20 protein-coding genes and 1 riboswitch are annotated in these 22,499 nt (G+C 67.6%); of the genes, 9 read left to right on the top strand and 11 right to left on the bottom strand.

Annotated elements, in window-relative coordinates; genetic code table 11:
• Positions 1 to 24: 24 nt before the first annotated feature.
• From O3139_RS03560 to O3139_RS03570, 3 genes are all read right to left on the bottom strand, one after another.
• Positions 25 to 1,563 carry a DEAD/DEAH box helicase gene (locus O3139_RS03560; protein ID WP_420022336.1) on the bottom strand — a complete coding sequence of 513 codons (1,539 nt, stop codon included), beginning with the start codon at positions 1,561 to 1,563 and terminating at the stop codon, positions 25 to 27.
• A 279-nt stretch (positions 1,564 to 1,842) separates the two neighbouring features.
• The gene (locus tag O3139_RS03565) at positions 1,843 to 2,535 is read right to left on the bottom strand and encodes a DUF1345 domain-containing protein (RefSeq protein ID WP_269515539.1); all 693 of its coding nucleotides are present in this window, start codon (positions 2,533 to 2,535) and stop codon (positions 1,843 to 1,845) included.
• Positions 2,535 to 4,073, bottom strand: coding sequence for a carboxylesterase/lipase family protein (locus O3139_RS03570; protein ID WP_269515540.1), 1,539 nt, complete (start codon positions 4,071 to 4,073; stop codon positions 2,535 to 2,537). The genes O3139_RS03565 and O3139_RS03570 overlap by 1 nt, the downstream gene beginning before the upstream one ends.
• Before the next feature lie 200 nt (positions 4,074 to 4,273).
• Between O3139_RS03570 and O3139_RS03575 the strand changes: the two genes are divergently transcribed.
• Positions 4,274 to 6,409 (top strand): malate synthase G, encoded by a 2,136-nt coding sequence (locus tag O3139_RS03575; protein ID WP_269515541.1) that lies wholly within the window; start codon positions 4,274 to 4,276, stop codon positions 6,407 to 6,409.
• On the opposite strand, the gene truA is transcribed toward O3139_RS03575, so the two are convergent.
• The 3 genes from truA to O3139_RS03590 all read right to left on the bottom strand — a co-directional run bounded on the left by truA (position 6,391) and on the right by O3139_RS03590 (position 8,878).
• Complete coding sequence (truA, locus tag O3139_RS03580; protein WP_269515542.1) at positions 6,391 to 7,140, bottom strand: tRNA pseudouridine(38-40) synthase TruA; 750 nt, start codon at positions 7,138 to 7,140, stop codon at positions 6,391 to 6,393. The genes O3139_RS03575 and truA overlap by 19 nt on opposite strands.
• Positions 7,140 to 8,066 (bottom strand): methionyl-tRNA formyltransferase, encoded by a 927-nt coding sequence (fmt, locus tag O3139_RS03585; protein WP_269515544.1) that lies wholly within the window; start codon positions 8,064 to 8,066, stop codon positions 7,140 to 7,142. The genes truA and fmt overlap by 1 nt, the downstream gene beginning before the upstream one ends.
• Positions 8,067 to 8,137: 71 nt before the next feature.
• Positions 8,138 to 8,878 (bottom strand): hypothetical protein, encoded by a 741-nt coding sequence (locus tag O3139_RS03590; protein ID WP_269515545.1) that lies wholly within the window; start codon positions 8,876 to 8,878, stop codon positions 8,138 to 8,140.
• 185 nt (positions 8,879 to 9,063) lie between these two features.
• On the opposite strand from O3139_RS03590, the gene O3139_RS03595 reads away from it, so the two are divergent.
• The 3 genes from O3139_RS03595 (at position 9,064) to O3139_RS03605 (ending at position 11,155) form a co-directional block, all read left to right on the top strand.
• A complete protein-coding gene (locus tag O3139_RS03595) occupies positions 9,064 to 9,750 on the top strand; it encodes a DsbA family oxidoreductase (protein WP_269515546.1) in 687 nt (228 codons plus the stop codon).
• Positions 9,751 to 9,954: 204 nt separating this feature from the next.
• Complete coding sequence (locus O3139_RS03600) at positions 9,955 to 10,296, top strand: endonuclease domain-containing protein (protein WP_269515547.1); 342 nt, start codon at positions 9,955 to 9,957, stop codon at positions 10,294 to 10,296.
• A gap of 442 nt (positions 10,297 to 10,738) precedes the next feature.
• Positions 10,739 to 11,155: a hypothetical protein gene (locus O3139_RS03605; RefSeq protein WP_269515549.1), complete on the top strand. Its 417-nt coding sequence runs from the start codon at positions 10,739 to 10,741 to the stop codon at positions 11,153 to 11,155.
• Between the two features lie 151 nt (positions 11,156 to 11,306).
• On the opposite strand, the gene O3139_RS03610 is transcribed toward O3139_RS03605, so the two are convergent.
• Complete coding sequence (locus O3139_RS03610; RefSeq protein ID WP_269515551.1) at positions 11,307 to 12,932, bottom strand: reverse transcriptase domain-containing protein; 1,626 nt, start codon at positions 12,930 to 12,932, stop codon at positions 11,307 to 11,309.
• A gap of 164 nt (positions 12,933 to 13,096) precedes the next feature.
• Positions 13,097 to 15,139 (bottom strand): phosphomethylpyrimidine synthase ThiC, encoded by a 2,043-nt coding sequence (gene thiC / locus O3139_RS03615; protein ID WP_420022337.1) that lies wholly within the window; start codon positions 15,137 to 15,139, stop codon positions 13,097 to 13,099.
• Between the two features lie 53 nt (positions 15,140 to 15,192).
• Positions 15,193 to 15,301, bottom strand: a riboswitch (TPP riboswitch).
• Positions 15,302 to 15,386: 85 nt separating this feature from the next.
• Here thiC and O3139_RS03620 point away from each other — a divergent pair.
• Positions 15,387 to 16,391: a D-cysteine desulfhydrase gene (locus O3139_RS03620; RefSeq protein WP_269515552.1), complete on the top strand. Its 1,005-nt coding sequence runs from the start codon at positions 15,387 to 15,389 to the stop codon at positions 16,389 to 16,391.
• 13 nt (positions 16,392 to 16,404) lie between these two features.
• Here the strand turns inward: O3139_RS03620 and O3139_RS03625 are convergent, their stop codons facing one another.
• On the bottom strand, positions 16,405 to 17,199 hold the full coding sequence (locus O3139_RS03625) for a hypothetical protein (RefSeq protein ID WP_269515553.1): 795 nt from the start codon (positions 17,197 to 17,199) through the stop codon (positions 16,405 to 16,407).
• A 197-nt stretch (positions 17,200 to 17,396) separates the two neighbouring features.
• Between O3139_RS03625 and O3139_RS03630 the strand changes: the two genes are divergently transcribed.
• Genes O3139_RS03630 through O3139_RS03640 form a run of 3 tightly spaced genes read left to right on the top strand, consistent with a single transcriptional unit; the run spans position 17,397 to position 19,883 of the window.
• Entirely contained in the window at positions 17,397 to 18,062 is a 666-nt protein-coding gene (locus tag O3139_RS03630) for an aspartate/glutamate racemase family protein (RefSeq protein ID WP_269515555.1), read from the top strand.
• Between the two features lie 40 nt (positions 18,063 to 18,102).
• The gene (locus tag O3139_RS03635; protein ID WP_269515556.1) at positions 18,103 to 19,041 is read left to right on the top strand and encodes a nucleoside hydrolase; all 939 of its coding nucleotides are present in this window, start codon (positions 18,103 to 18,105) and stop codon (positions 19,039 to 19,041) included.
• Complete coding sequence (locus tag O3139_RS03640) at positions 19,038 to 19,883, top strand: ribokinase (RefSeq protein WP_269515557.1); 846 nt, start codon at positions 19,038 to 19,040, stop codon at positions 19,881 to 19,883. Before O3139_RS03635 ends, O3139_RS03640 begins: the two co-directional genes overlap by 4 nt.
• A 248-nt stretch (positions 19,884 to 20,131) precedes the next feature.
• Here the strand turns inward: O3139_RS03640 and O3139_RS03645 are convergent, their stop codons facing one another.
• Positions 20,132 to 20,641, bottom strand: a complete 510-nt coding sequence (locus O3139_RS03645; RefSeq protein ID WP_269515558.1) for a DUF1993 domain-containing protein — start codon at positions 20,639 to 20,641, stop codon at positions 20,132 to 20,134.
• 143 nt (positions 20,642 to 20,784) lie between these two features.
• Here O3139_RS03645 and O3139_RS03650 point away from each other — a divergent pair, with 143 nt between their 5' ends.
• Positions 20,785 to 21,417, top strand: coding sequence for a hypothetical protein (locus O3139_RS03650; RefSeq protein ID WP_269515559.1), 633 nt, complete (start codon positions 20,785 to 20,787; stop codon positions 21,415 to 21,417).
• Here O3139_RS03650 and O3139_RS03655 read toward each other — a convergent pair.
• Positions 21,310 to 22,437, bottom strand: a complete 1,128-nt coding sequence (locus tag O3139_RS03655) for a zinc-dependent alcohol dehydrogenase family protein (protein ID WP_269515560.1) — start codon at positions 22,435 to 22,437, stop codon at positions 21,310 to 21,312. The genes O3139_RS03650 and O3139_RS03655 overlap by 108 nt on opposite strands.
• Between the last annotated feature and the right edge of the window lie 62 nt (positions 22,438 to 22,499).

A 22,499-nucleotide genomic window follows, 5' to 3' on the forward strand; every position in this document is an offset into this window, starting at 1 on the left:
CCGTCGTCCGCTTGGCTGTGAGCGTCAGCCCTTGGCGACGTAGCCCTTGCCGCCGTTGGAGGGGCGACGGCCGCGGGGGCGGCGGCGGATTTCGCCGTCGGGACGGGTCTCGCCGACCGGGCGATTGGCAGAGGCGGCCGAGCGCGCGCGGTCGGCCGCGAGCGGGTCGAACGGCACGACGTTGACGATCGAACGGTCGCCATTGTGGCCCCGGTTCTGGTCGCGTCCGCTGCCGTCACGCGCGCCGTCCCGGTTCGGGGCACCCTTGCCGCGAACGCGATGCGGCTGGCCGCCGTGCTCTTTCTTGACGCCATCGCGCCGCGGATTGCGGTTGCGACCCTCGCCACGAGGGCGATCCTCGCGGTCGGGCATGGTGGCCTTGGTGCCGACGCCGGCGGCCATGATCGACTGGTCCAACAGGCCCAGCGACTTGTCGTTGCGCCGGTCTGTGGCGGGGATCTTCTGGCGGGTGACCTTCTCGATGTCCTTGAGCAGCTTCATCTCGTCGCCGGCGACGAAGCTGATGGCAGAACCATCGGCACCCGCGCGAGCCGTCCGGCCGATGCGGTGCACATAGGCTTCCGGCACGAAGGGCAGTTCGAAATTCACGACGTGCGAGACGCCGTCCACGTCGATGCCGCGGGCGGCGATGTCGGTGGCGACGAGCACGCGCAGCTTGCCTGCCTTGAAGGCGGCCAGGGTGCGCTCACGCTGGGGCTGGGACTTGTTGCCGTGGATCGCGCCGGCCTGGACGCCGCCGGCCTCCAGATAGGCCGCGACCTTGTCGGCACCGTGCTTGGTTTTGGTGAAGACCAGGCAGCGGGTGAAGTTGTCGTCAGCGAACATCTCGGTCAGCAGGGCGCGCTTCCGGCCCTGTTCGACGTGGATGACCGACTGGTTGATGCGCTCGACCGTGGTCGACTGCGGCGTCACCTGGACCTTGACGGGCTCCTTCAGAAGTTCGCCGGCCAGCTTGCCGATCTCGGTCGGCATGGTGGCCGAGAAGAACAGGTTCTGGCGCTTGGCCGGGATGCGGCTGACGATCTGACGGATCGGCTTGACGAAGCCCAGGTCCAGCATCTGGTCGGCCTCGTCGAGGACGAAGATCTCGGTCGAGGACAGGTCCAGGGTCTTCTGCTGCATGTGATCCAGCAGACGGCCGGGCGTGGCGACCAGGACGTCGAGGCCAGCCTGGATGGCCCGTTCCTGCGGGCCATATTTCACGCCGCCGAACACGACCGCGACCTTGAAGCCGAGGTGGCGTCCATAGGCCTTGAAGCTGTCGGCGATCTGGCTGGCCAGTTCGCGCGTCGGCGACAGGATCAGGCAGCGCGTGGTGCGCGGCAGGGGGGCGACGCGGTTCTCGGCCAGGCGATGCAGGATCGGCAGGGCGAAGGCTGCGGTCTTGCCGGTGCCGGTCTGGGCGATGCCTAAAAGGTCCTTGCCGAGCATGACCGAGGGAATGGCCTGGGCCTGGATGGGCGTGGGGACGGTGTAGCCCTCGGTGGTGAGGGCCTGCAGCAGGGCCTTGTTCAGGCCGAAGGATTCGAAGGTGGTGGTCAAGGTAGGCGTTCTTTCGCGTGCGGCGACGCGCATCGGCCGGGCATTGACGCCAAAGGACCGCGCGCCGCCAATCCCGACGGATCGCCAGTGTGGCAATCGCGGGCTTGATCGGGCGCCGCCCCGCGTGTCCGGGCAGCGAATGAATCTTGAGGGCCGGCCGCTTCTACAGTCAGGTCTTCGCTTGGGAGGAAGACCCACACGCGCTGGAGCGCACCGGGGATCGCCAGAGTGCGACGGGGCGGCAGATGGGCCGTTGTTGCGGCAAAGTCAAGGCGAGGCTCAGATCAGGCTGACCGCCAGGTTCACCGCCAGGGCCACCAGAACGGTGTTGAACACAAAGGCGGTCACGCTGTGGACCGTGGACAGGCGGCGGATGCGCTGTTCGGAAATCTGGATGTCGGCGGTCTGGCTGGCGACACCGATCACCAGCGAAAAATGCAGGAAGTCCCAATAATCAGGCTCCGCTCCGCCTGGAAAGATCAGGCCGCCGGTGTCCGCGTTCGCTTCGTCCGGCGCATAGAAGCGGTGGGCATAGTGCAGGCCGAAGATGACGTGGACGAACAGCCACGACAGGGCCTCCGTGCCGAGGATCAGGGCGGCGGCGGTGGCCGGGTTCTCGCCGCTGGCCGAGGCGGCTTCGGAGACCACGACCACGACGCTGGCCATGGCGGCGAGCAGGCTGAGCGGCAGGATGGCGGTGCCGCCCTCGTCCAGGTCGGCGGCGCGCTGGCGGATGGCATCGACCGATCGGGCCCGCGCCATCCTGATGAAGGTCAGCATCAGGAACAGGGCCACGCCCGCATCCCAGCCGCTGGCCAGGCGCACCGTCCAGCGCCATTCCGGCGGAGACGCCAGGGCGACCACGAAGGCGAGCAGGAGTCCGGTCAGCAGGTGGCCATGGAGCCGGAACAGCCGTGGCCCGGACTTCGCCACGGGAGGCGGCGCGGCGGGCTTCGACGGCTTTCGGGGCATCAGGTTCCGGGCTGGATATAGGGGATGGCGGCGAACAGGCGGCGTTCGCCACCGCGCGGATCGTCCTCCATCCGGGCCGGCTCGTCCATGATCATCGTCTGGCGGCGCGTGAGGTCATAGGGGGTCCAGGCCGGCAGGCCGGGGTGGTTGGGATCCCCGTCGCGGGCCAGTGCGGCGAAGGCCTGCGACAGGCGGTCGGCCATCCCCTGTGCCTGCGGACCTTGGGCGCGGCTGCCGGTCGCCATGACGTTGTCGAGCGCCAGCGGGATGTCGTCGGTGTGCATGGCCCCGCGACGCCCGCCGTCGATGGGGGACGTCCAGTCCAGCTGATAGACGAAGGCGGGCGACCCCGATGCCGCGCGGGCCTCCGCCTCGATGATCGCCCCGCGCCACGAGCGCGCGGCGGTGGTGGCGGCGAAGAAGACGTCGGACGGCGTGTAGGCCGGATACATCCGGCGGTAGGCGGCGATGACCGGCTCGGGCGCGACGTCGATGCGGAACTCGCGGTTGGTCATCTTTCCGGGCAGGTCGTCCCAGGTCAGGCTGAAGTTCGCGGGATCGCCGCCCAGGAAGGCCTTGGTCTCGTCGTGGGTATTGCCGATGATCATCGGGATGTGGGCCGACTGGGCAGGGGCGTCGGGATAGAAGGGATGGCGTCGCAGGCTGCGGTCATCCAGCACCGGGCCGAAATAAAGGCCGCCGAAGCCCAGCACGGGGTCGGTCGCCTCGGTCGCCTTCAGAATGTCCGCGACCGGCAGGGTCGCGGCCTCGGCGGCGCGGTCTCTCGGCAGGCCCAGGGCGTCGAGGAAGACCTCGGCCCGTCGTGTGGCATTCCAGGGGCCCGAGGCGGTGACCTGCTGGCCGCTCATGGTGGCGGCGCGGTGGAACAGGCCCGCCGCGGCCGGGGTGGCCATCATCGTCGCGATCTTGGCCCCGCCGCCCGACTGGCCAAAAACCATGACGCGGCCGGGATCGCCGCCGAAGGCCGCGATGTTGTCGCGCACCCATTGCAGCGCCAGGATCAGGTCCAGCTGCCCGGCATTGCCGCTGTCGAGGAAGGGCGCGCCGGCGATCCGCGCCAGATAGGCATAGCCCAAAGGCCCCAGCCGGTGGTTGACGGTAACGGCGACCACGTCGTTGCGTCGGGCCAGTCGCGTGCCGTCGTAGAGCGGGCTGGACCCCGATCCGCTCGAATAGGCTCCGCCGTGGATATAGACCATCACGGGTCGACGCCCGGCGTCCAGGCCCGGCGACCAGATATTGAGGAACAGGCAATCCTCGGCCTGGTTCGGCTCGGAACCGCCCTGCGGACTGGCCGGGCCGTAGTTGAAGGCTTCGACCGGGCTGGTCCAGGGCGTGGGTGGCGCGGGCGGCTGGAACCGGCGTGGCGCGGTGTCGGCCCCGTAGCGTATGCCCTTGAAGACAGTCACGCCCGCATCCCGCTGGCCCCGCACCGGGCCGTGGGTGGTGGCGACGACCGGATGGATTCCCTGCGCCCGGGCGGACGGGGTCAGGAACGGCAGGGCAAGTCCTGTCACCAGGACGGAGCGTCGGTCTGGGGCAGGTCTGCGATCCACGGCGGCTTCCTTCGGACTTTTCGCCAGACTAGGCCTGTGCTCCTGGCATTGTCACCGGTGTCATCTCCGGATGGGCTTGCAGGTCCGGCCTGGCCCCGCTCTAGTGCGATCACGCATTGTTACGAGCCACCTCCCCGCCTGGCTCGCGCTGGAGAAATCGCATGACCCACAACGACCGTGCCGGCCTGTCGGTCGATCGACAGCTGTCGGCCTTTCTGGAAGACGAGGTGCTGCCGGGGCTGGGCATGGCGGCGGACGCCTTCTGGGTCGGCGTGGCCGGGGTGTTCGCGCGGTTTGCGCCGCAGAACCGCGCCCTGCTGGCGCGGCGGGACGAGCTGCAGGCCCGGATCGATGCCTGGCACGAGGCGAGAAAGGGTCAGCCGCACGATCCCGTGGCAACCGAATCCTTCCTGCGTGAGATCGGATATCTGGTCGAGGAACCCGCGCCGTTCCAGATCACGACGCGGAATGTGGACCCTGAGCTGGCCACCTTGGCCGGGCCGCAGCTGGTCGTGCCGATCCTGAATGCGCGGTTCCTGCTGAACGCCGCAAACGCGCGTTGGGGCAGTCTGTACGACGCGCTGTATGGCACCGACGCGCTTGGGGACCTGCCCCCGGGTGGGGGTTACGACACCGCGCGCGGGGCGCGGGTCGTGGCGCGGGCCCGGGCGTTCCTGGACGAGGCGGTGCCGCTGGAAACCGGGTCCTGGGCCGATGCGGACGAGCACTTCGCCCACGCCATCGCCCTGAAACATCAGGACCAGTTCGTCGGCAGGACGGAGCGCGGGGTCCTGTATCGCAACAATGGCCTGCACATCGAGGTCGTCTTCGACCGGAACCATCCGATCGGGGCGACCGACCCGGCCGGGATCGCGGACGTGATCCTGGAATCGGCCCTGTCGACCATCTGCGACCTGGAAGACTCTGTCGCCGCCGTGGACGCCGAGGACAAGGTCGCGGCCTATCGCAACTGGCTGGGGCTGATGAAGGGCGACCTGAAAGCCAGTTTCCAGAAGGGCGGCAAGACGCTGGAACGGACGCTGGCCCCCGATCTGACCTATGTCGCCGACGACGGATCGAGCCGGACGCTCAAGGGGCGATCGTTGCTCTTTGTGCGGAATGTCGGGCACCTGATGACCAATCCGGCGATCCTCCTGCCGGACGGGTCGGAGGCACCCGAGGGCATACTGGACGCCATCGTGACCTCGCTGATCGCCCTGTACGATCTGAAGGGGCCCGTTTCGGGAAAGAGGAGTGCCTTCACCAACTCGGCGGCGGGGTCGGTCTATATCGTCAAGCCGAAGATGCATGGGCCGGATGAGGCGGCCTTCACCAACGCCCTGTTCGACGCGGTCGAGGATCTGCTGGGACTGGCGCGGCACACGATCAAGGTCGGGGTGATGGACGAGGAGCGCCGCACCAGCGCCAATCTGGCGGCCTGTATCCACGCGGTGAAGGACCGGATCGTCTTCATCAACACGGGCTTTCTCGACCGCACCGGGGACGAGATCCACACGGCGATGCAGGCCGGGCCGATGGTGCGCAAGGCCGACATCAAGGCCTCGAAATGGATCGCGGCGTATGAGGCGCGGAACGTCGCCATCGGTCTGGCGTGCGGCCTGTCGGGCCGGGCGCAGATCGGCAAGGGGATGTGGGCAGCGCCCGACCGGATGGCCGACATGCTGGAGCAGAAGATCGGCCATCCGCGGACCGGGGCGAACACGGCCTGGACGCCGTCGCCGACCGCCGCGACCCTGCATGCGCTGCACTATCACGCCGTCGATGTGTTCGCGGTGCAGAAGGCGGTCGCGCAACGGCCGGTACCGGGGCTGGTGGACCTGCTGACGCCGCCGCTGGCGAACGGAGCCAACGGGTCGGAGCAGGAGGTCGCCGACGAGCTGGACAACAACGCCCAAGGCATCCTGGGCTATGTCGTGCGCTGGATCGACCAGGGCGTGGGCTGTTCCAAGGTGCCGGACATCCACGACATCGGGCTGATGGAGGACCGGGCGACGCTGCGGATCAGTTCGCAGCATATCGCCAACTGGCTGCAGCACGGGGTCTGCTCGGCGGGGCAGGTCGAGGCGGCCTTCCTGCGGATGGCGGCGAAGGTCGACGGGCAGAATGCGGGCGATCCGCTGTATCGTCCGATGGCGGATGATCCGGAAGGGTCGCTGGCCTTTCAGGCGGCGCGGGCCCTGGTGTTCGAGGGGCTGAGCCAGCCGAACGGCTATACCGAGCCGCTGCTGCATGCCTGGCGCCAGCGGGCCAAGGCGGCTCAGACCCCGGCGTCGTAGGCCACGCCCGTCAGATAGAGGCCGTCGGCGGGCGAGACGGGGCCGCAGGCGGTACGGTCCCGGGCGTCCAGCGCCGTCTTGACGTCCTCAGGTGCCCAGCGGCCGAGACCCACCTCGACCAGGGTGCCGGTCATCGAGCGGACCTGGCGGTGGAGGAAGGAGCGGGCCTCGAACACCAGATGGACCTCCTGTCCCACCGCAGTGACGCGGGCGATGTCGAGGGTCTTCTCGGGTGACTTCGACTGGCAGGCCAGGTCGCGGAAGGTGGTGAAGTCGTGGTGGCCGATCAGGTGGTCGGCGCCCGCCTGCATGGCCGCGACGTCGAGGGGGCGGCGGACGTGCCAGACCTTGCCCCGCTCCAGCGCCGGGCGGCCGGGGCGGTTCAGGATGCGGTAGAGATAGCGCCGCCCGGTGGCCGAGAAGCGGGCGTGCCAGTCGTCGGGCACGGCCTGGCAGTCCAGCACGGCCACGCCCTCCTTCACCATATGGGCGTTCAGGGCGTTCATGACGGTGGCGGCGGGCCAGTCCCGATCGAGATCGACGTGGGCGACCTGGCCGGTGGCGTGGACGCCCGAGTCGGTGCGGCCGGCGGCGGCGATGCGGACGGTCTGGCCGCAGAAGGCCGTGACCGCAGCCTCGACCACGCCCTGGACCGTCGGCAGGCCGTCCTGGGCCTGGAAGCCTGCATAGGGGCCGCCGTCGTACTCCAGCGTCAGCCGATAGCGCGGCATCAGCCCAGCACGGTCCCGACGGGCAGGGGGAAGCCCCGCAGGAAGTCGGCCGGATCCTGCGCCGCCTTGCCCTCGCGCTGGACGCGGAGCAGGCGCACGGCGCCGTCACCGGTCCCGATCAGCAGCGCCCCGTCGAGGACCTCGCCCGGCGCGCCCGCGCCCTTCAGGCTGGGCATGGACATCAGGGCCTTGACCCGGACGGGGCCGTCCGGACCGGGGGCCTCGAACCAGGCGCCGGGGAAGGGGGACAGGCCCCGGATGTGGCAATCCAGTCCGGCGGCGGGGCGGGTCCAGTCGATGCGGGCCTCGGCCGGGGTGATCTTCCGGGCATAGGTCGCCTCGCCGACCTGTTCCGTCTCGGTGACGCCGCCGCGTTCGATGGCGGCCAGGGCGCGGGTCCACAGGGTGGCCCCCGTCGTGGCCATGCGGTCCGACAGGGTGGCGGCCGTGTCGTCGGGGGCGATGGGCAGGACCTCGCTGAGCAGGATGGCCCCCTCGTCGAGGCCCTCCGACATCCGCATGATCTGGACCCCGGTCTGGCGGTCCCCGGCCATGATGGCCCGCTGGATCGGCGCGGCCCCCCGCCAGCGCGGCAACAGCGAGCCGTGCAGGTTGAAACAGCCCAGCCGGGGCGCCGACAGCACCTCTGCCTTCAGGATCTGGCCATAGGCGACGACGCAGGCGGCATCGAGATCCAGGCTCGCGAACGTCTCGATGGCGTCGGCGGCCTTCATCGAGGCGGGGGTAAAGACCGGCAGCCCCATGGCCTCGGCAAAGGCGTGGACCGGCGAGGGCGTCAGCTTCTGACCCCGGCCCTTCGGCCGAGGCGGCTGGCTGTAGACGGCCACGACCTCATGGCCACTGGCGATTAGCTCGGCCAGGGACGGCACGGCGAAGTCGGGGGTACCCATGAAGGCGAGGCGCATGGCCTGTCTCTAGTCGCGCATCCCCTTCGGCGCCAGTCGGTCAGGTGTCCGGTCGAGGGCGGAGGCCCCCCTCACGGATCGCCGGAAAAATTTTCGTCGGCACCATGCAGACCGTGCAGACCGTCCAGTTGGGGCGGGCCGAGGCGGGCGGAGAGGGCTTCGGACAGCACGGTGCTGGACGCCACATAGGCATCGGCCTCGCGCTGGTTCAGGATGCGGCGCTCGGCCTGTTTGGCCTCCCAGATATTGGTGAAGCGTTCGGGCTCGGCGGCGCGGGCCGCCTCGGCCGCGGCCGCCTCGGCCGCAGCCCTGGCGGCGGCTTCGGCCTGGCGCCGGGCCTCGACCATTTCGGCGAGACGGCGATGGGTCCGGATCCAGCGCCCCGCCTCGACGGCCCGGTCGGCGGCGATGGCGCGCCGCACGCGCAACAGGGCCCGCTCGACCAGGACGTCGAGGGAGACCTCGTCCAGGGTGTCGTCGATCAGGGCGTCCCGGCCGTCGTGCTCGACCGCATATTCGACGAGGGGGCGCACCGCGCCCGCCTGATCGGCGCGCCGCCAGCCCTGTTCCCGCGCCCGCGCCCGGATCGTGCGCTCGGCCATGCCGAACCGCGCCGAGATCGAGGCGGCGCTCTCTCCGTCCAGATAGGCGTCGCGCGCGGCCGCCCAGTGGGTCTCGGAGACGAAGCGGTGGCCGCTGCGGGGCTCCGATCGCGTGGAAATGGGGGCAGGCGCGCCCTCAGGCTGCGGCAACAGGCCGAAGGGGTCATAGGGCGGCGGGTTGAAATCGTCTTCGTCGTCCGACCAGGCCACGGCGTGCCTCCCGAGGTGAAACTGCGGGCGGCAGGATCGCATGGCCGGATATGTGGGCGCGTTCGAGGGGGTGATCGCGTGATCGGGTGTTGAAAGGACGTGGGAAATCGGCGCGAGCGTGGACATTTGGGGGTGCGGGAGCGGACATCCGTTGCCTTCTCCCGCAAGGGGAGAAGGATGGTTATATGCCCCCCATGACAAAGACCCTGCATATCGATTTCGTCTCCGACGTCGTCTGCCCCTGGTGCGTGGTGGGGCTGGGCGGGCTGGAGGCGGCGCTCAGGACGCTGAAGGCCGAGGGGATCGAGGCGGAGGTCCATTTCCAGCCGTTCGAGCTGAACCCCGGCATGGCGGCCGAGGGCGAGAATACGGCTGAGCACATCGCCCGCAAATACGGCTCGACCCCCGAACAGTCGGCCGCCAACCGGGCCATGATCACCGAACGGGCGGCCGAGGCGTGGCCAGACACCGGGAACGGGCCGTTCGAGATGCGGATGGGGCCCGACAGCCGAATCTGGAACACCTTCGACGCCCACCGGCTGCTGCACTGGGCCGGCACCGTGGGACCGGGCGAGCAGCGGGCGTTGAAGGAAGCCCTGTTCCGCACGCATTTCACCGACGGACGGTCGCTGGCCGACCCGGTGGTGCTGGCCGATGCAGCGGCGGCCGCCGGGCTGCACCGGGACAAGGCCGTCGAGGTCCTGGCCGACGACCTCTATGCCGCCGAGGTGCGCGAGGTGGAGGAACTGTGGCGGTCGCGGGGGATCAACGCCGTGCCCGCCGTGGTGGTGGAGGGGAAATGGCTGATCTCCGGCGGCCAGCCGGCGGGGGTGTTCGAGGAGGCGTTGCGGAAGATGGCGGGGGAGGGGTGATCCTCCTCGCGTGAACCCTCTCCCAGAGGGAGAGGGCTTGAGGCTCGCAGAGCGCAGCGATGCGTGAAGCCGAAAGGGTGAGGGGCTGCCGCTGAAGTCGGGCATCGCCCGTGTGACGGCTCACGCCGACTGAGAGGCCAACCCCTCATCCGTCCGCTACGCGGCCATCTTCTCCCGCCGGGAGAAGGAAGCTAGTTTGAAGCCATGTCCCGCGCTCGCGATCTTCGCCAGTCGACCGGTCTGGCCGAGCAGCGCGTCTGGGCGCGGCTGAGGGGCGGGGCGGTCGATGGCTTCAAGGTACGCCGCCAGCACGCCATCGGCCGCTACATCGTGGATTTTGCCTGTGTGCCCTTGCGGCTGGTGATCGAGATTGACGGCGGGGTGCACGACCGCGACGACGTGATCTTGCGGAATCACCTGCGCCAGACCGAGATCGAGGCCCTGGGGTGGACGGTGGTCCGCTTCACGAATGAGATCGCGCTGGGGGAGCCCTGGCGGATCGACGAGGCGATCCGCGACCAGGCGCGGGCGGTGGGGTTGCTGTGACCGGTTTTCGCCCCCTCTCCCGTCGGGAGAGGGCTTGAGGCTCGGCAAGCGCAGCGCGCCGCCAGCCGAAAGGGTGAGGGGCTTTTGCCAGACGGGGGCCCCGGTCCGTGCTACGGCTTACGCCGACTGACCCACCCGACCCTCACCCTTTCGCGTTTCCAATCGCTGCGCTCCTGGACGCTCAAGCCCTCTCCCAATGGGAGAGGGTCGGAAGCGGGAGAGGGAGACCTCGTCGGGATTGACGAACGGGGCCGCCTCCGCGCGCTCAGGCAGGACGCGGTGGATGAAGGGGGTCTTCCCGGCGCCGTTCGGTCCGGCGAGGAGGACGGAGTGAGCATGACGCATCTCATACCTGAGGCCAAGGCTGACCATGGCCCAGTGCATTCCCGTTTGCGCCCGGCGCGCCCGGCATGGGAAGCTCGGTCCAGGTGGAGGGTGTCCGATGATCGCGGTTTTGACGGCGTTGCTGGTGACCCTGTTCGCAGCCCCCGGCCAGACGTCGGCCGATCCCTATGCGGTGGGACAGGTCTGGGAGTACCGAACCCGCCCGCAGGAGCCGCAATCGCTGCTGATGATCCGGGAGATCGAGGACGGTGGCGTCGTCGGGCGGATCTATCACATCTCGATCACCGGCATTCGGCCTGACGCGGGCTGGGGGCCGACGGAGATCGCCCATGCCCCGGTCAGTCGTCAGACTCTGGACGCGAGCGTGACCCGGCTGTCCGCCAAACACCCGGAGATGCCGGATTACCGGCCGGGCATCGCCGAATGGCGCGGCGCACACGGCGGCGTCTTCACCATCGGCGTCGCCGAAATCCTGAACGTGATCGACCTGCAGCTGTCAGGCATGCCGCGCTGAGCCTTCCCGTTCCGTCTCCCTCTCCCAGCGGGAAAGGGAGGCCTCGTCGGGATGGACGAACGGGAACGCCTCCGCGCGCTCGCGCAGGAAGCGGTTGATGAAGGGGGGCTTCCCGGCCCGGTTCGGACCGGCGAGGAGGACGAGGGGGGGCCTACGCCAGCCATTGATCGATTTTAGCTCGAAGCACATTAAAGGCTGTGAATGAGTAAGACATCGGCGAGAAGTCATCTCCCAGCTCAGGTCCACTAAGAATAACGCCCACGAAGAAGCCGTCACCGCTGAAAACTGGACCACCGCTTGATCCGTGAGATAAAGGTCTGTCGACCTCCATCCTCATTGCATGAGCCAAGTTTCGGTGTGCCGTTATCCGGGTTGATATTGTGGATATAGAATTACCATCATTATACTGCGGAAACCCGCAGGCCAGTACATCATCACCTATGCGGACATCTTTCGCGTCCAGTGGAATTGAAGGCCTAGCTATGTCGAACGATCCGGTGGGTCGCACCAAAGCGATATCCAGCTCGTAGTCGATATCAGCCACGACAGCAGAAATTTCTCCTGGAAAATGTGTCGGGCAACGGAGCCGGCAGACCTTCATCTCATCTGTTCGGTCGAAGAGATGAGCGGCAGTTAGGAAATTGCCGTTTCCTATATAGAAGGCGCTTCCCCAAAATCCATTTGGAAGGACATTCAGTACATAGATTGACCGCTCCCTCTGGTCCCTCGGCCGCTTGATGCGAGAATCCGGGAAGGCCGCCTGCGCGCGTCTCGCAAGCTTATTGTAACGTTCGGAATAATTCAGCACATTGCCTAGGAAGGACAATCTGCCCAAAACATTATCTCGAAGATTATTGGCTTGGAATACGGTTCTGAATTTCGATAAATATTCATTGTTGGCAGAGTCGTATCCGTGATGTTCTATAGCTCTAATGGTAGCTCTAAGATTTCTGTAGAACGTAGTCGAAACGTTTACTTTTTTGTTTACTGTTAGCCCTGTAACTCGCTGGCGAACATGACGAGACATAGCCACGCACTTTTGATCGTTCAGCGTAAAGCCATTTTGAAGAAAAAGTGCCTTGAAACTATCAGATAACATGCCCGATCCTCTAGACACAAAATTTTCACCCAAGTGGACGCCTGTTGCCGATTCAAAGTTGCGACTATTGGAAGTCGAAAACGTAATGTCGTCGGCGTATCGCGTGTAAGTTAAGCGATGTTCTTTCGCTAATCTTAGCAAAGAGGAGTCTAAGGGCCCGCAAACAATATTCGAAATGATGCCTGATGTCGGTGCGCCGATAGGTACCACTCCCTCTTTGCAGCAAAGTTGGGCAATAGCCACAGCCACACTACGGTGGATGCGATATCTGCTTGATTGAAGTATACCGGAAATTCTCGAGAAATGGATCGACGGAAAGAAATCTTGAATATCTACATTTAGGATAAATCTTTGCCCAACATGAGATTGGGCATTTGTTATGATCGATTCGCAGAGTTCGAAACCACGGACGGCTGGTGGGGCGTCGTATATTTCTTCCAAGAGAATGAGGAGTCGACGTTGGATCTTCTTCAGCAGGCGAATGGGAACGTCAATCTGACGTTGACCACCACTCTTCTTATCAATTTGAAATGATCGATATCTTCCCGATGGAGGGAATCGATACAATATATATGAAAGTTCGGACGCATAGTTGACCCCCATCATAGCGGCCAACTCGCGAGTAGTCGTTATCGTGTTCAAGCGCGGCGGAGGTGGTGCGAGCGCGATATCAACCATGCAGGCCGTGCCGTTGTATCCAGGTAGTCTCAGGGTGTCTGCTCGCCACGGGCGTATATACTACCGTAGACAAGAGGCGGTCGCAGTAACGCGACCAAAATACAAACCACGCTCGCACCGCCTGAACGATATTCACATCTTCAGGCGGATTGCAACGAGAGGTTTCAAACCTTCACCTCCACCACACTCCCCCCCGCCCGGAACTTCGCCGACATCTCCGCCATCCCCGCTTCCGCCTCCGCCAGCGAACCCCCCGCGTCGTTCTGTGCCGCCGCGTCCCTGCGGATGTCCTGGCTGATCTTCATCGAGCAGAATTTCGGGCCGCACATGGAGCAGAAGTGGGCGGTCTTGTGGGCCTCCTTGGGCAGGGTGGCGTCGTGGTATTTGCGGGCGGTCTCGGGGTCGAGGCCGAGGTTGAACTGATCCTCCCAGCGGAACTCGAACCGGGCGCGTGACAGGGCGTCGTCGTGCAGGCGGGCGCCGGGGTGGCCCTTGGCGAGGTCGGCGGCGTGGGCGGCGATCTTGTAGGTGATGACGCCGTCCTTGACGTCCTGACGGTCGGGCAGGCCCAGATGCTCCTTGGGCGTGACGTAACACAGCATCGCCGTGCCGAACCAGCCGATCATGGCCGCGCCGATGGCCGAGGTGATGTGGTCATAGCCCGGCGCGATGTCGGTCGTCAGCGGTCCGAGCGTATAGAAGGGCGCCTCGTGGCAGTGTTTCAGCTGCTCATCCATATTGGCCTTGATCTTGTGCATCGGCACATGGCCGGGGCCCTCGATCATGACCTGGCAGCCCTTCGCCCAGGCGATCTTCGTCAGTTCGCCCAGGGTGCGCAGTTCGGCGAACTGGGCCTCGTCATTCGCATCGGCGATGGAGCCGGGGCGCAGGCCGTCGCCGAGCGAGAAGCTGACGTCATAGGCCCGCATGATGTCGCAGATCTCCTCGAAATGCTCATACAGGAAGCTCTCGCGGTGATGGCTGAGGCACCATTTGGCCATGATGGAGCCGCCGCGTGAGACGATGCCGGTGACGCGTTTGGCGGTCATGGGGATGAAGGGCAGGCGGACGCCCGCGTGGATGGTGAAATAGTCGACGCCCTGTTCGGCCTGTTCGATCAGGGTGTCGCGGAACACCTCCCAGGTCAGGTCCTCTGCGACGCCGTTGACCTTCTCCAGCGCCTGATAGATGGGGACGGTGCCGATGGGGACCGACGCGTTGCGGATGATCCAGTCGCGGATGTTGTGGATGTTCCGGCCCGTCGACAGGTCCATGACGTTGTCGGCCCCCCAGCGGGTGGCCCAGACCAGTTTGTCGACCTCGTCGTCCACGCTGGACAGGACCGCCGAGTTGCCGATGTTGGCGTTGATCTTCACCAGGAAGTTGCGGCCGATGATCATCGGCTCGACCTCGGGGTGGTTGATGTTGTGCGGGATGATGGCCCGGCCGCGCGCGATCTCCTGACGGACGAACTCGGGCGTGACGAAGTCGGGGATGGACGCGCCGAAGGATTCGCCGTCGCGGGGGAGTGGCGAGGGGCGAGTGGCGAGTGGCGAGGAAGACGAGGCGGGAATGGCGACGGTCGATCCGTCGGCCAGGGTGATGGTGGGGGCGATCTCACTCGCCACGCGCCACTCGTCCCTCGCCACTTCTCTCCGCAGGTTCTCGCGGATGGCGACGTATTCCATCTCGGGCGTGATGATGCCGGCGTTGGCGTATTCGTACTGGGTCACCGGGCGACCGGGGACGCCCTTGAAGACCCTGTGGCGCGAGGTGTCGAAACGGGGGGCGAGGGTCTTGCCCGACGCGTGGCCGTTGTCCTCGGGTTTGACCTCGCGGGGGTTGGCGACGGGGGCGATGTCGCCGCGGTCCAGCTGCCAGCTGGATTTGACCAGGGGCAGGCCCTTCTTGATGTCGATGGTGACGGTCGGGTCGGTGTAGGGGCCCGACGAGTCATAGATCGTCAGCGGCGGCTCATTGGCCGACGGGTGCAGGGCGACCTCGCGGAAGGGGACGCGGATGTCGGGGTAGAGTTCGCCCTGGACATAGACCTTGCGGGAGCCGGCGCGCTCGCCGGTCGGGATGGTGCCGGTCTCCTTCATCACCTGCTCGCGGGCGTCCTTGAGCGGGAGGCTATCGCTCGCGACGCGGTCGCTCGCTGCTTGAGCCTCACCGGCATTCGCTTCGGGCGTGACGTGGATGTTCATGGCGGCCTCCGGGCTTGCAGAGGGTCGCGCCGACGGGGGGCGAGGGTCCTGTCGCGTGGACCTGTGTCTCATCCCTTCGCCGGCATGACCCGGATCAGGTTCGACGGGTCAGGCGGATACGCCAATCTCAGCCGCTGACCTGCGGCTCCCCGGAGAACACGGCGACGATAGGCCCGGCGGCGGCGGGTGTCCATTCCCGGGGCGGGGCACCGGGTGTTAGGGAGGGGGACAACCGGAGCCCGATCCCATGCACCTCGCCCGCTTTCCCCGCCTGCGCCTGGCGCACCTGCCCACGCCGCTGGAGCCCCTGCCCCGGCTGTCGGAGGCGCTGGGCATCGACCTGTGGATCAAGCGCGACGACTGCACCGGCCTGGCGGGCGGCGGCAACAAGACGAGGAAGCTGGAGTTCCTGCTGGGCGATGCCTTCGAGCAGGATGCCGACACCCTGATCACCCAGGGGGCCGTGCAGTCCAACCATGTGCGCCAGACGGCGGCGGCCGCGGCGGCGACCGGCCTGAAATGCGAGGTCATTCTGGAGGAGCGGACCGGGTCGAAGGCGGTCGACTATGTCCACAACGGCAACGTCCTGATGGACCGGCTGTTCGGGGCGACGATCCGATCCGTGCCCGGAGGATCGGACATGCCGGCCGAGCTGGAGAAGACGGCCGACGAGGTGCGGGCGCGCGGCGGGCGGCCCTATGTGATCCCGGGCGGCGGATCGAACGCGATCGGCGCGCTGGGCTATGTCGACTGCGCGCGCGAGATCGTGGTGCAGGCGGACGAACTGGATCTGGCCATCGACCGGATCGTGACGGCGACCGGCAGCGCGGGCACCCATGCGGGGCTTGTGGCCGGTCTGGCGGTGCTGGGGGCCGACATTCCGGTGCTGGGCATCGGCGTGCGGGCCCCGAAAGAGAAGCAGGAAGCCAATGTGCTGAAGCTGGCGAAAGAGACCGCCATCCTGCTGGGCCATGCGGACCGGGTGAAGGATTCGATGGTGGTGGCCGACTGCGACTATGTCGGTGCCGGCTATGGCCTGATCGACCAGGCGGTGGTGGATGCGCTGGTGCTGGCCGCGCGGACCGACGGGATCGTGCTGGACCCCGTCTATACCGGCAAGGCGATGAAGGGGCTGATCGCCCTGGCCCGGGCCGGCCGGTTCGAGGGCGAGCGGGTGGTGTTCCTGCACACCGGCGGAGCCCAGGGCCTGTTCGGATACCAGGGCGAACTGGACGCGATGTTCGGAGCCTAGACCGGGTGCCGCGTCAGGGGGCCGGGGCGGCGCCCGGCGGCGGGCCGGGGAAGGGCGGGAAGGCCAGGGGGTCTATCGCCGCGCCCGGCGATCCGGCGGTGACCGCATCGTAGAGGGCGGTTCCGACGGGCGTAAAGGTGATCGCCTCGATCGCCGCGAACATCGCGAACATGGCGCCTATGCCCCAGATCCAGGCGGGGTGGACGCGTCCGTTCCGCATCAGGTCGGCAAGGACGCCGATCAGCGGAAAGACAAGGCTGACGATGAAGGTCGCTTCCCAGCCCCAGGGGATCAGCAGGGGCAGGGGCAGCAGTCGTCCGAGCGCCGGTCCCATCAGGATGGCCATGGCACAGTAGTGCAGACGCTGGTGCCAGGGTGTCGCGCGCCGGAAGCCGATGGCCGCGAGCGTCAGGCCGATGAAGGCGAAGAGGGAAACCGGATCGAAGACCAGGAACTGAAGCGGCCTGAAGAAGAAGGGTACATGAGCCGCGCGGACCATGTTCACGGTGACGAGGCAGCCCAGAACCAGCATCGGCACCAGCCAGGCGGCGGCGATCCATCCCAGCGGGCGATGCAGCCGGACCTGGCCCGTCGCGATCAGGAGGTTCTGGAGCAGGAAGATGACGACCCAGCCCATGAAGACGATGGCATGGGCATGAACGAGGGGCGGCGCCTGGAAGCTGGACCGGCCCATGGCCAGTTGCAGCGAGAATCCGGCGAAGATCACCAGCACCATGGCGATCGCGCTGAGAAGGAAAAAGCGCTTGCCGTCCTGAGTGCCGGCCTGCGTGACGTTCGATGCGGTCATAACCATCCCCCGATGATGGCCCCAGCCTAGGGCCGGATACGGCAGAGGTCAAAACCGCAAAACGATGTGATGTGGCCCCGCTGTTCATTTCGGGTCCGTGCGACCATGGTTGCCGGTGTTCAGAATCTGATGGTGCGCTGCCCCGATCGGCCGCGCGCCGTGCAAAAGATCCTGTTTCCAAAGATCGGGCGGATGCGATGAGCAAGATACTGGGTGTCCTGGGCGGGATGGGGCCGGCGGCCACGGTCGCGTTTCTGGCGCGGGTGCAGACGCTGACGCCCGCACAGGGCGACGCCGATCACATCCGGGTGGTCATGGACATGAACCCCCAGGTGCCGGACCGGAATACGCGGCTGGGCGAGGCCGAGGTCGAACTGGCGGCGATGGCCTTGCGTCTCAAGGCGGCGGGTGCCGAAGTTCTGGCCATGCCATGCAACACTGCCCACGCGCAGAAGGCGGGGATTCTGGCAGCCGGCCTGCCCTTCATCGACATGATCGCGACGACGGTCGCGGTGGTCGGGGGATACGATGCGAGGTCCATCGGCGTCCTCGCGACGCCGGGTGGCGAGGCGCTGTATCGGGCCGCGCTGGAGGCGGTAGGGGTAAGGCCCGTCCTGCTGACGGGGGCGGACCGGGAGGCCTTCATGGCCTGCGTCTATGGCGTGAAGCGGGGCGATACCGGGCCTGCGAACCGGGCGGAGATGGCAAGGCTGGCGCGGGCGCTGACCACAGCCGGGGCCGATGCGATCATCGCCGGGTGCACGGAGGTGCCGCTGCTGCTGGACGCGGGGGAGGTGTCGGTGCCGTTTGTGGATTCGGCCGAGGTCCTCGCGCAGGCCTGCGTGGACGCGTGCCTGCGCTGACGGCTTGCCCGATCCGGTCGTCATCGGCATGGATCGGCGGATGAAACCACAGAGTCTGATCATCGACTGCGACCCGGGGGTGGACGACGCCGTCGGCCTGTTGCTGGCCTTCGCCTCGCCCGAGCTGGACATCAGGGCGATCATCACCGTGGGCGGAAACGTGCCGGTCGCGCGGACCAGTCGAAATGCCCGGATCATCCGCCAGATCGCCGGACGCGAGGATGTGCCCGTCTTTGCCGGCGCGGGCGTGCCGCTGAGACGCGAGCCGGCGGGGGCGAGCGAGTTCCACGGGGCCGAGGGGTTGGGCTGGCTCGAGGTGTTCGAGCCGGATGCGCCGCTGGCGGACGGTCATCAGGCGGACGCCCTGACGCGGATCGTGATGGACGCGCCGGAGGGGTCGGTCGCAATCGCCCTGATGGGACCGATGACCAATCTGGCGCTGGCGATGAGGGCGGAGCCCCGGCTGGCGGCCCGGCTGGGCCCGGTCGTGGCCATGGGCGGGGCGAGGTCCGAAGGCGGTAACATCACGGCGTCCGCCGAGTTCAACATCTGGGCCGACCCGGATGCGGCGGCCGAGGTCTTTGCCTCGGGCTGCGAGATGGTCGTCCTGGGGCTGGATGCGACGCATCAGGTGCGGGCGACCGAGGGCCGGATCGCGGCGCTGGAGGCGGTCGGCGATGCGCGGGCGACGACGGCGGCGAGGCTGCTGCGGTTCTCGCAGAGCATCGAGCGGGAAATCGTCGGCTGGGACGCGGCCCCGTTGCATGACCCGTGCACGGTGGCGTGGCTGTTGCAGCCTGAACTGTTCCGGCTGGCACCGTGCCGGATCGAGGTCGAGACCGGGAGCGACCTGACGCGCGGCCATACGGCGGTCGAGTTCCGGGTCGATGGCGCGACCGCGCGGCATCACTGGGCGACCTGGGCGGACGGGCAGGGGGTGTTCGATCTGCTGACCGGGCGTCTGGGGGGTCGAGCATGAACATCACCGTCGTCGGGTCGATCAACCTGGACCTGGTGGCCAGCGCACCGAGCCTGCCGGAGCCCGGGGAGACGGTGACCGGGGCGACCCTGGCGCGACATCCCGGCGGCAAGGGGGCCAATCAGGCACTGGCGGCCCGCAAACTGGGGGCCGAGGTGCTGCTGATCGGGCGGGTCGGTGACGATGCCATGGCCGACGAGGCACTGGCCCTGCTGGAGGCGTTCGGCGTCGAGCTGTCGGGCGTCGAGACCGACGTCGACGCGCCCACCGGGGTGGCCCTGATCGCCGTGGACCCGTCCGGCGAGAACCAGATCGTCGTCGCGGCGGGGGCCAACCATACGATCACCAACGCGCGGTTGCCGGCCCGGATCGAAACCCCGTTGATCGTCCAGCTGGAGCTGCCGATCGCCATGGTCGAGGCGGCTGTCGGGCGCGCGACCGGGTTCGTCTGCGCCAACCTGGCACCCGCGCAGCCGGTGTCGGAACAGCTGCTGCGGCGGTGCGACCTGATCGTGGTCAACGAGATCGAGGCCGCCTTCTATGGCGACCTGCTGCACCGGGGCGGGGGCCGGGTGGTCGTGACCTACGGCGCGGGCGGGGCGATGATGTTCCAGCGCGGCGAGGAAGTGGCGCGGGCCGTCCCGCCGAAGATCACGGCCGTGGACGCGACCGGAGCCGGCGATGCCTTCGTGGGCGCGATCGTGGTGGCAATGCTGGAGGGGATGCAGCCGAAGGCGGCGCTGACGTTCGCCTGTACCGCCGGGGCGCTGGCAGCGACACGGGCCGGGGCCCAGCCGTCGCTGCCGACACGCGACGAGGTGGAGACCCTGCTACGCGCCTGAGCCGGGCGCACGCATTCGCCGGGGTGACGCGGGTCGACCACGTCAATATCAACCGTCGCCGCGCGTGAACCAGGCCATGAACAGGCGAAACAGCCAGCTGCCCTGTTTATCGTCCGCTGGTGCGACGGAGGATCGACCCCGCCCATAAAACTGCCTGACGACCACGTGAACAACCCTTTCCAGACTGCCGCAGAACGGCACCTTTCACGGAAAGGTTCACCGAAAACTCTACTTTTCCGTGAAAGCCCTCAGCCCGGTGCGCCCATATAGTCACGCTTGCCCAGCGGCACGCCGGCCTGGCGCAACAAGGCATAGGCGGTGGTCAGGTGGAAATAGAAGTTCGGCACGGCAAAGCCGGTGACATAGGGCTGGCCGAGGAACTTCATCTCGCCGCCCGGGAAGGTCAGGGTCACTTCCTTGCCCTCCTGGCCGTCGATGGCGGAGCGGGGCACGGACTGCAGATAGGCCAGGGTGTCGGCGATGCGGACCTGGAGATCGGCGATGGTCTTTTCGGAATCGTCATGGACGGGGGCGGCGACGCCGGACAGGCGGGCGACGCAGAGCTTGGGGCTGTCGCAGGCCGTCTGGACCTGTTTGATCAGCGGATTCATGTCTTCGATCAGGCGCAGGGACAGCCAGTCGTTGGCATCGACGCCCGTGCCGGCCGCATGGGCCACGGCCTTGTCGAGGATGGCCGAGAGCGCGCGCAGGCCGCGCGTGAATCCCGGAACGGTCAGATCGTAGAGTTCGGTCGCCATCGTCCGTTTCCTTTGCAGACTTTTGCGAGGCTGTAGCGCGGGCGCATCGTTCTGTCACCCGATGGCGACAGGTTGGCGACGGGGCGGGATTGGTTCTAGGGTCACCTGGCCGTCGGGGGGACGGTGCGTTCGCCGGTGAGTGTATGATCCGATCCCTGATCGTCGCGGGTTGCTTGCTGGCCCTGGGAGCCTGCCAGCCGGTCGCGGGCCCCGAGGGCGCGCAAGATGGCCCGGCCGTCGGCGTTGGCGGAGATCCCGTTCCGCCCGGGTATGACTGGCATTTCGTGACCCATGGCGGCTCGGCCGATCTGGATTTCGGCGACGGGGACTGGGCCGAGGGAGTCAGCCTGTTCCACATGAGCTGCCTGCCCGACGGCCGGAAGATCAGCACCAGCTGGGACGGGACCGGAGAGGCGGTGCTGACCAGCGGCACGGCCACGGGTACCTTTCGCCGCGACCGCGACACGGCCGCCGACCATCCGGTGTTCACGGCGCTGCGTGACGGAAATTCGCTGGCCGTGGGGCTGGACGATGCGGACCTGACGCTGGTGGCCAGGCCCGCCGGTCGCGGGCAGGTCGAGGCCTTTTTCGACTATTGCACAAACGCCCTGCCGCCACCGCCGCCGGAACCGGTCCTGGTCCCGCCGACGGAACAGATGCCGTTGCCGTCAGAAGGTGACGACGAGGCGGACGACCTCCCCGGCGTGAAGCCGGTCGAACCCGGCATTGATGTCGTCCAGCCCGATGGAGCCGCTCATCAGCCGGTCGACCGGTAGCCGCCCCTGGCGATAGAGGGCGACGTAGCGGGGGATGTCGCGGCCGGGCACGCAGGTGCCGATATAGGAGCCCTTCAGGGTGCGCTCCTCGCCTACCAGGGAGACGACGTTGACGGCGAGCGTCGCGTCGGCCGGCGGGAGGCCGGCGGTGACGGTGGTGCCGCCGCGCCGGGTCATCTTCCAGGCGGCCTCCAGCGCGCGGACCGAGCCGGCCATCTCGATGGCGACATCGGCCCCGCCCCGGGTCAGGGCGCGGACCTGCTCGACGGCATCCGGATTGGCGGCATTGACCGTCTGGACCGGCCCCAGGGTGCGGGCCAGGGCCAGCTTGTCCTCCGACAGATCGACGGCGATGACGGGCGACGCTCCGCAGGCCAGGGCCCCGAGCACGCTGGCCAGGCCCACGCCGCCCAGGCCGACGACGACGACGCTCTGACCCGCCGTGACGCCGGCCGTGTTCACCACTGCCCCGACCCCCGTCAGGACCGCACAGCCGAACAGGGCCGCCTCCTCGAACGACAGGGCGGGGTCGATCCTGACCAGCGAGCGGCGGGATACGACCGCGCGGTCCGCGAAGGCGGAGCAGCCCAGGTGGTGGTTCAGGGTCTCGTGGTCGTGGTGGATGCGCCTGCCACCGGCCAGGAGCTCGCCCCGGCCATTGGCGGCGGCACCGGGTTCGCACAGGGCGGGACGGCCCCCGGCGCAGGGGTCGCAGTGACCGCAGGACGGCATGAAGACCATGGCGACGTGATCGCCGATGTCGAGGTCTGCGACGCCCTCGCCCAGGGCCTCCACCACGCCCGCCGCCTCGTGCCCGAGGGCCATGGGCAGGGGGCGCGGGCGGTCGCCATTGATGACGCTGAGGTCCGAGTGGCACAGGCCGGCCGCCTTGATGGCGACGAGGACCTCTCCGGGGCCGGGCGGATCAAGGGTCAAGGTCTCGATCGACAGGGGGCGGCTGTCGGCATAGGGGCGGGTGGCCCCCGGGCTGCGGAGGACGGCGGCGCGGGTGGTGATCATTTCGCGACGCTAGTCGCTTGACGTCGCGTCCGCCAACCTGAAGGCTTCACCGACGCATCCAG

It is taken from the genome of Brevundimonas subvibrioides (genome assembly GCF_027271155.1).
GTDB classification, from domain to species: Bacteria; Pseudomonadota; Alphaproteobacteria; order Caulobacterales; family Caulobacteraceae; genus Brevundimonas; species Brevundimonas subvibrioides_D.

What these genes read in the sequence shown, in the direction of transcription:
- O3139_RS03565 (WP_269515539.1), bottom strand. Translation starts at nt 2,535, where the DNA reads ATGCCCCGAAAGCCGTCGAAGCCCGCCGCGCCGCCTCCCGTGGCGAAG.
- O3139_RS03575 (WP_269515541.1), top strand. Translation starts at nt 4,274, where the DNA reads ATGACCCACAACGACCGTGCCGGCCTGTCGGTCGATCGACAGCTGTCG.
- truA (WP_269515542.1), bottom strand. Translation starts at nt 7,140, where the DNA reads ATGCCGCGCTATCGGCTGACGCTGGAGTACGACGGCGGCCCCTATGCA.
- fmt (WP_269515544.1), bottom strand. Translation starts at nt 8,066, where the DNA reads ATGCGCCTCGCCTTCATGGGTACCCCCGACTTCGCCGTGCCGTCCCTG.
- O3139_RS03595 (WP_269515546.1), top strand. Translation starts at nt 9,064, where the DNA reads ATGCCCCCCATGACAAAGACCCTGCATATCGATTTCGTCTCCGACGTC.
- O3139_RS03600 (WP_269515547.1), top strand. Translation starts at nt 9,955, where the DNA reads ATGTCCCGCGCTCGCGATCTTCGCCAGTCGACCGGTCTGGCCGAGCAG.
- O3139_RS03605 (WP_269515549.1), top strand. Translation starts at nt 10,739, where the DNA reads ATGATCGCGGTTTTGACGGCGTTGCTGGTGACCCTGTTCGCAGCCCCC.
- O3139_RS03610 (WP_269515551.1), bottom strand. Translation starts at nt 12,932, where the DNA reads ATGGTTGATATCGCGCTCGCACCACCTCCGCCGCGCTTGAACACGATA.
- thiC (WP_420022337.1), bottom strand. Translation starts at nt 15,139, where the DNA reads ATGAACATCCACGTCACGCCCGAAGCGAATGCCGGTGAGGCTCAAGCA.
- O3139_RS03620 (WP_269515552.1), top strand. Translation starts at nt 15,387, where the DNA reads ATGCACCTCGCCCGCTTTCCCCGCCTGCGCCTGGCGCACCTGCCCACG.
- O3139_RS03625 (WP_269515553.1), bottom strand. Translation starts at nt 17,199, where the DNA reads ATGACCGCATCGAACGTCACGCAGGCCGGCACTCAGGACGGCAAGCGC.
- O3139_RS03630 (WP_269515555.1), top strand. Translation starts at nt 17,397, where the DNA reads ATGAGCAAGATACTGGGTGTCCTGGGCGGGATGGGGCCGGCGGCCACG.
- O3139_RS03635 (WP_269515556.1), top strand. Translation starts at nt 18,103, where the DNA reads ATGAAACCACAGAGTCTGATCATCGACTGCGACCCGGGGGTGGACGAC.
- O3139_RS03640 (WP_269515557.1), top strand. Translation starts at nt 19,038, where the DNA reads ATGAACATCACCGTCGTCGGGTCGATCAACCTGGACCTGGTGGCCAGC.
- O3139_RS03645 (WP_269515558.1), bottom strand. Translation starts at nt 20,641, where the DNA reads ATGGCGACCGAACTCTACGATCTGACCGTTCCGGGATTCACGCGCGGC.
- O3139_RS03650 (WP_269515559.1), top strand. Translation starts at nt 20,785, where the DNA reads ATGATCCGATCCCTGATCGTCGCGGGTTGCTTGCTGGCCCTGGGAGCC.
- O3139_RS03655 (WP_269515560.1), bottom strand. Translation starts at nt 22,437, where the DNA reads ATGATCACCACCCGCGCCGCCGTCCTCCGCAGCCCGGGGGCCACCCGC.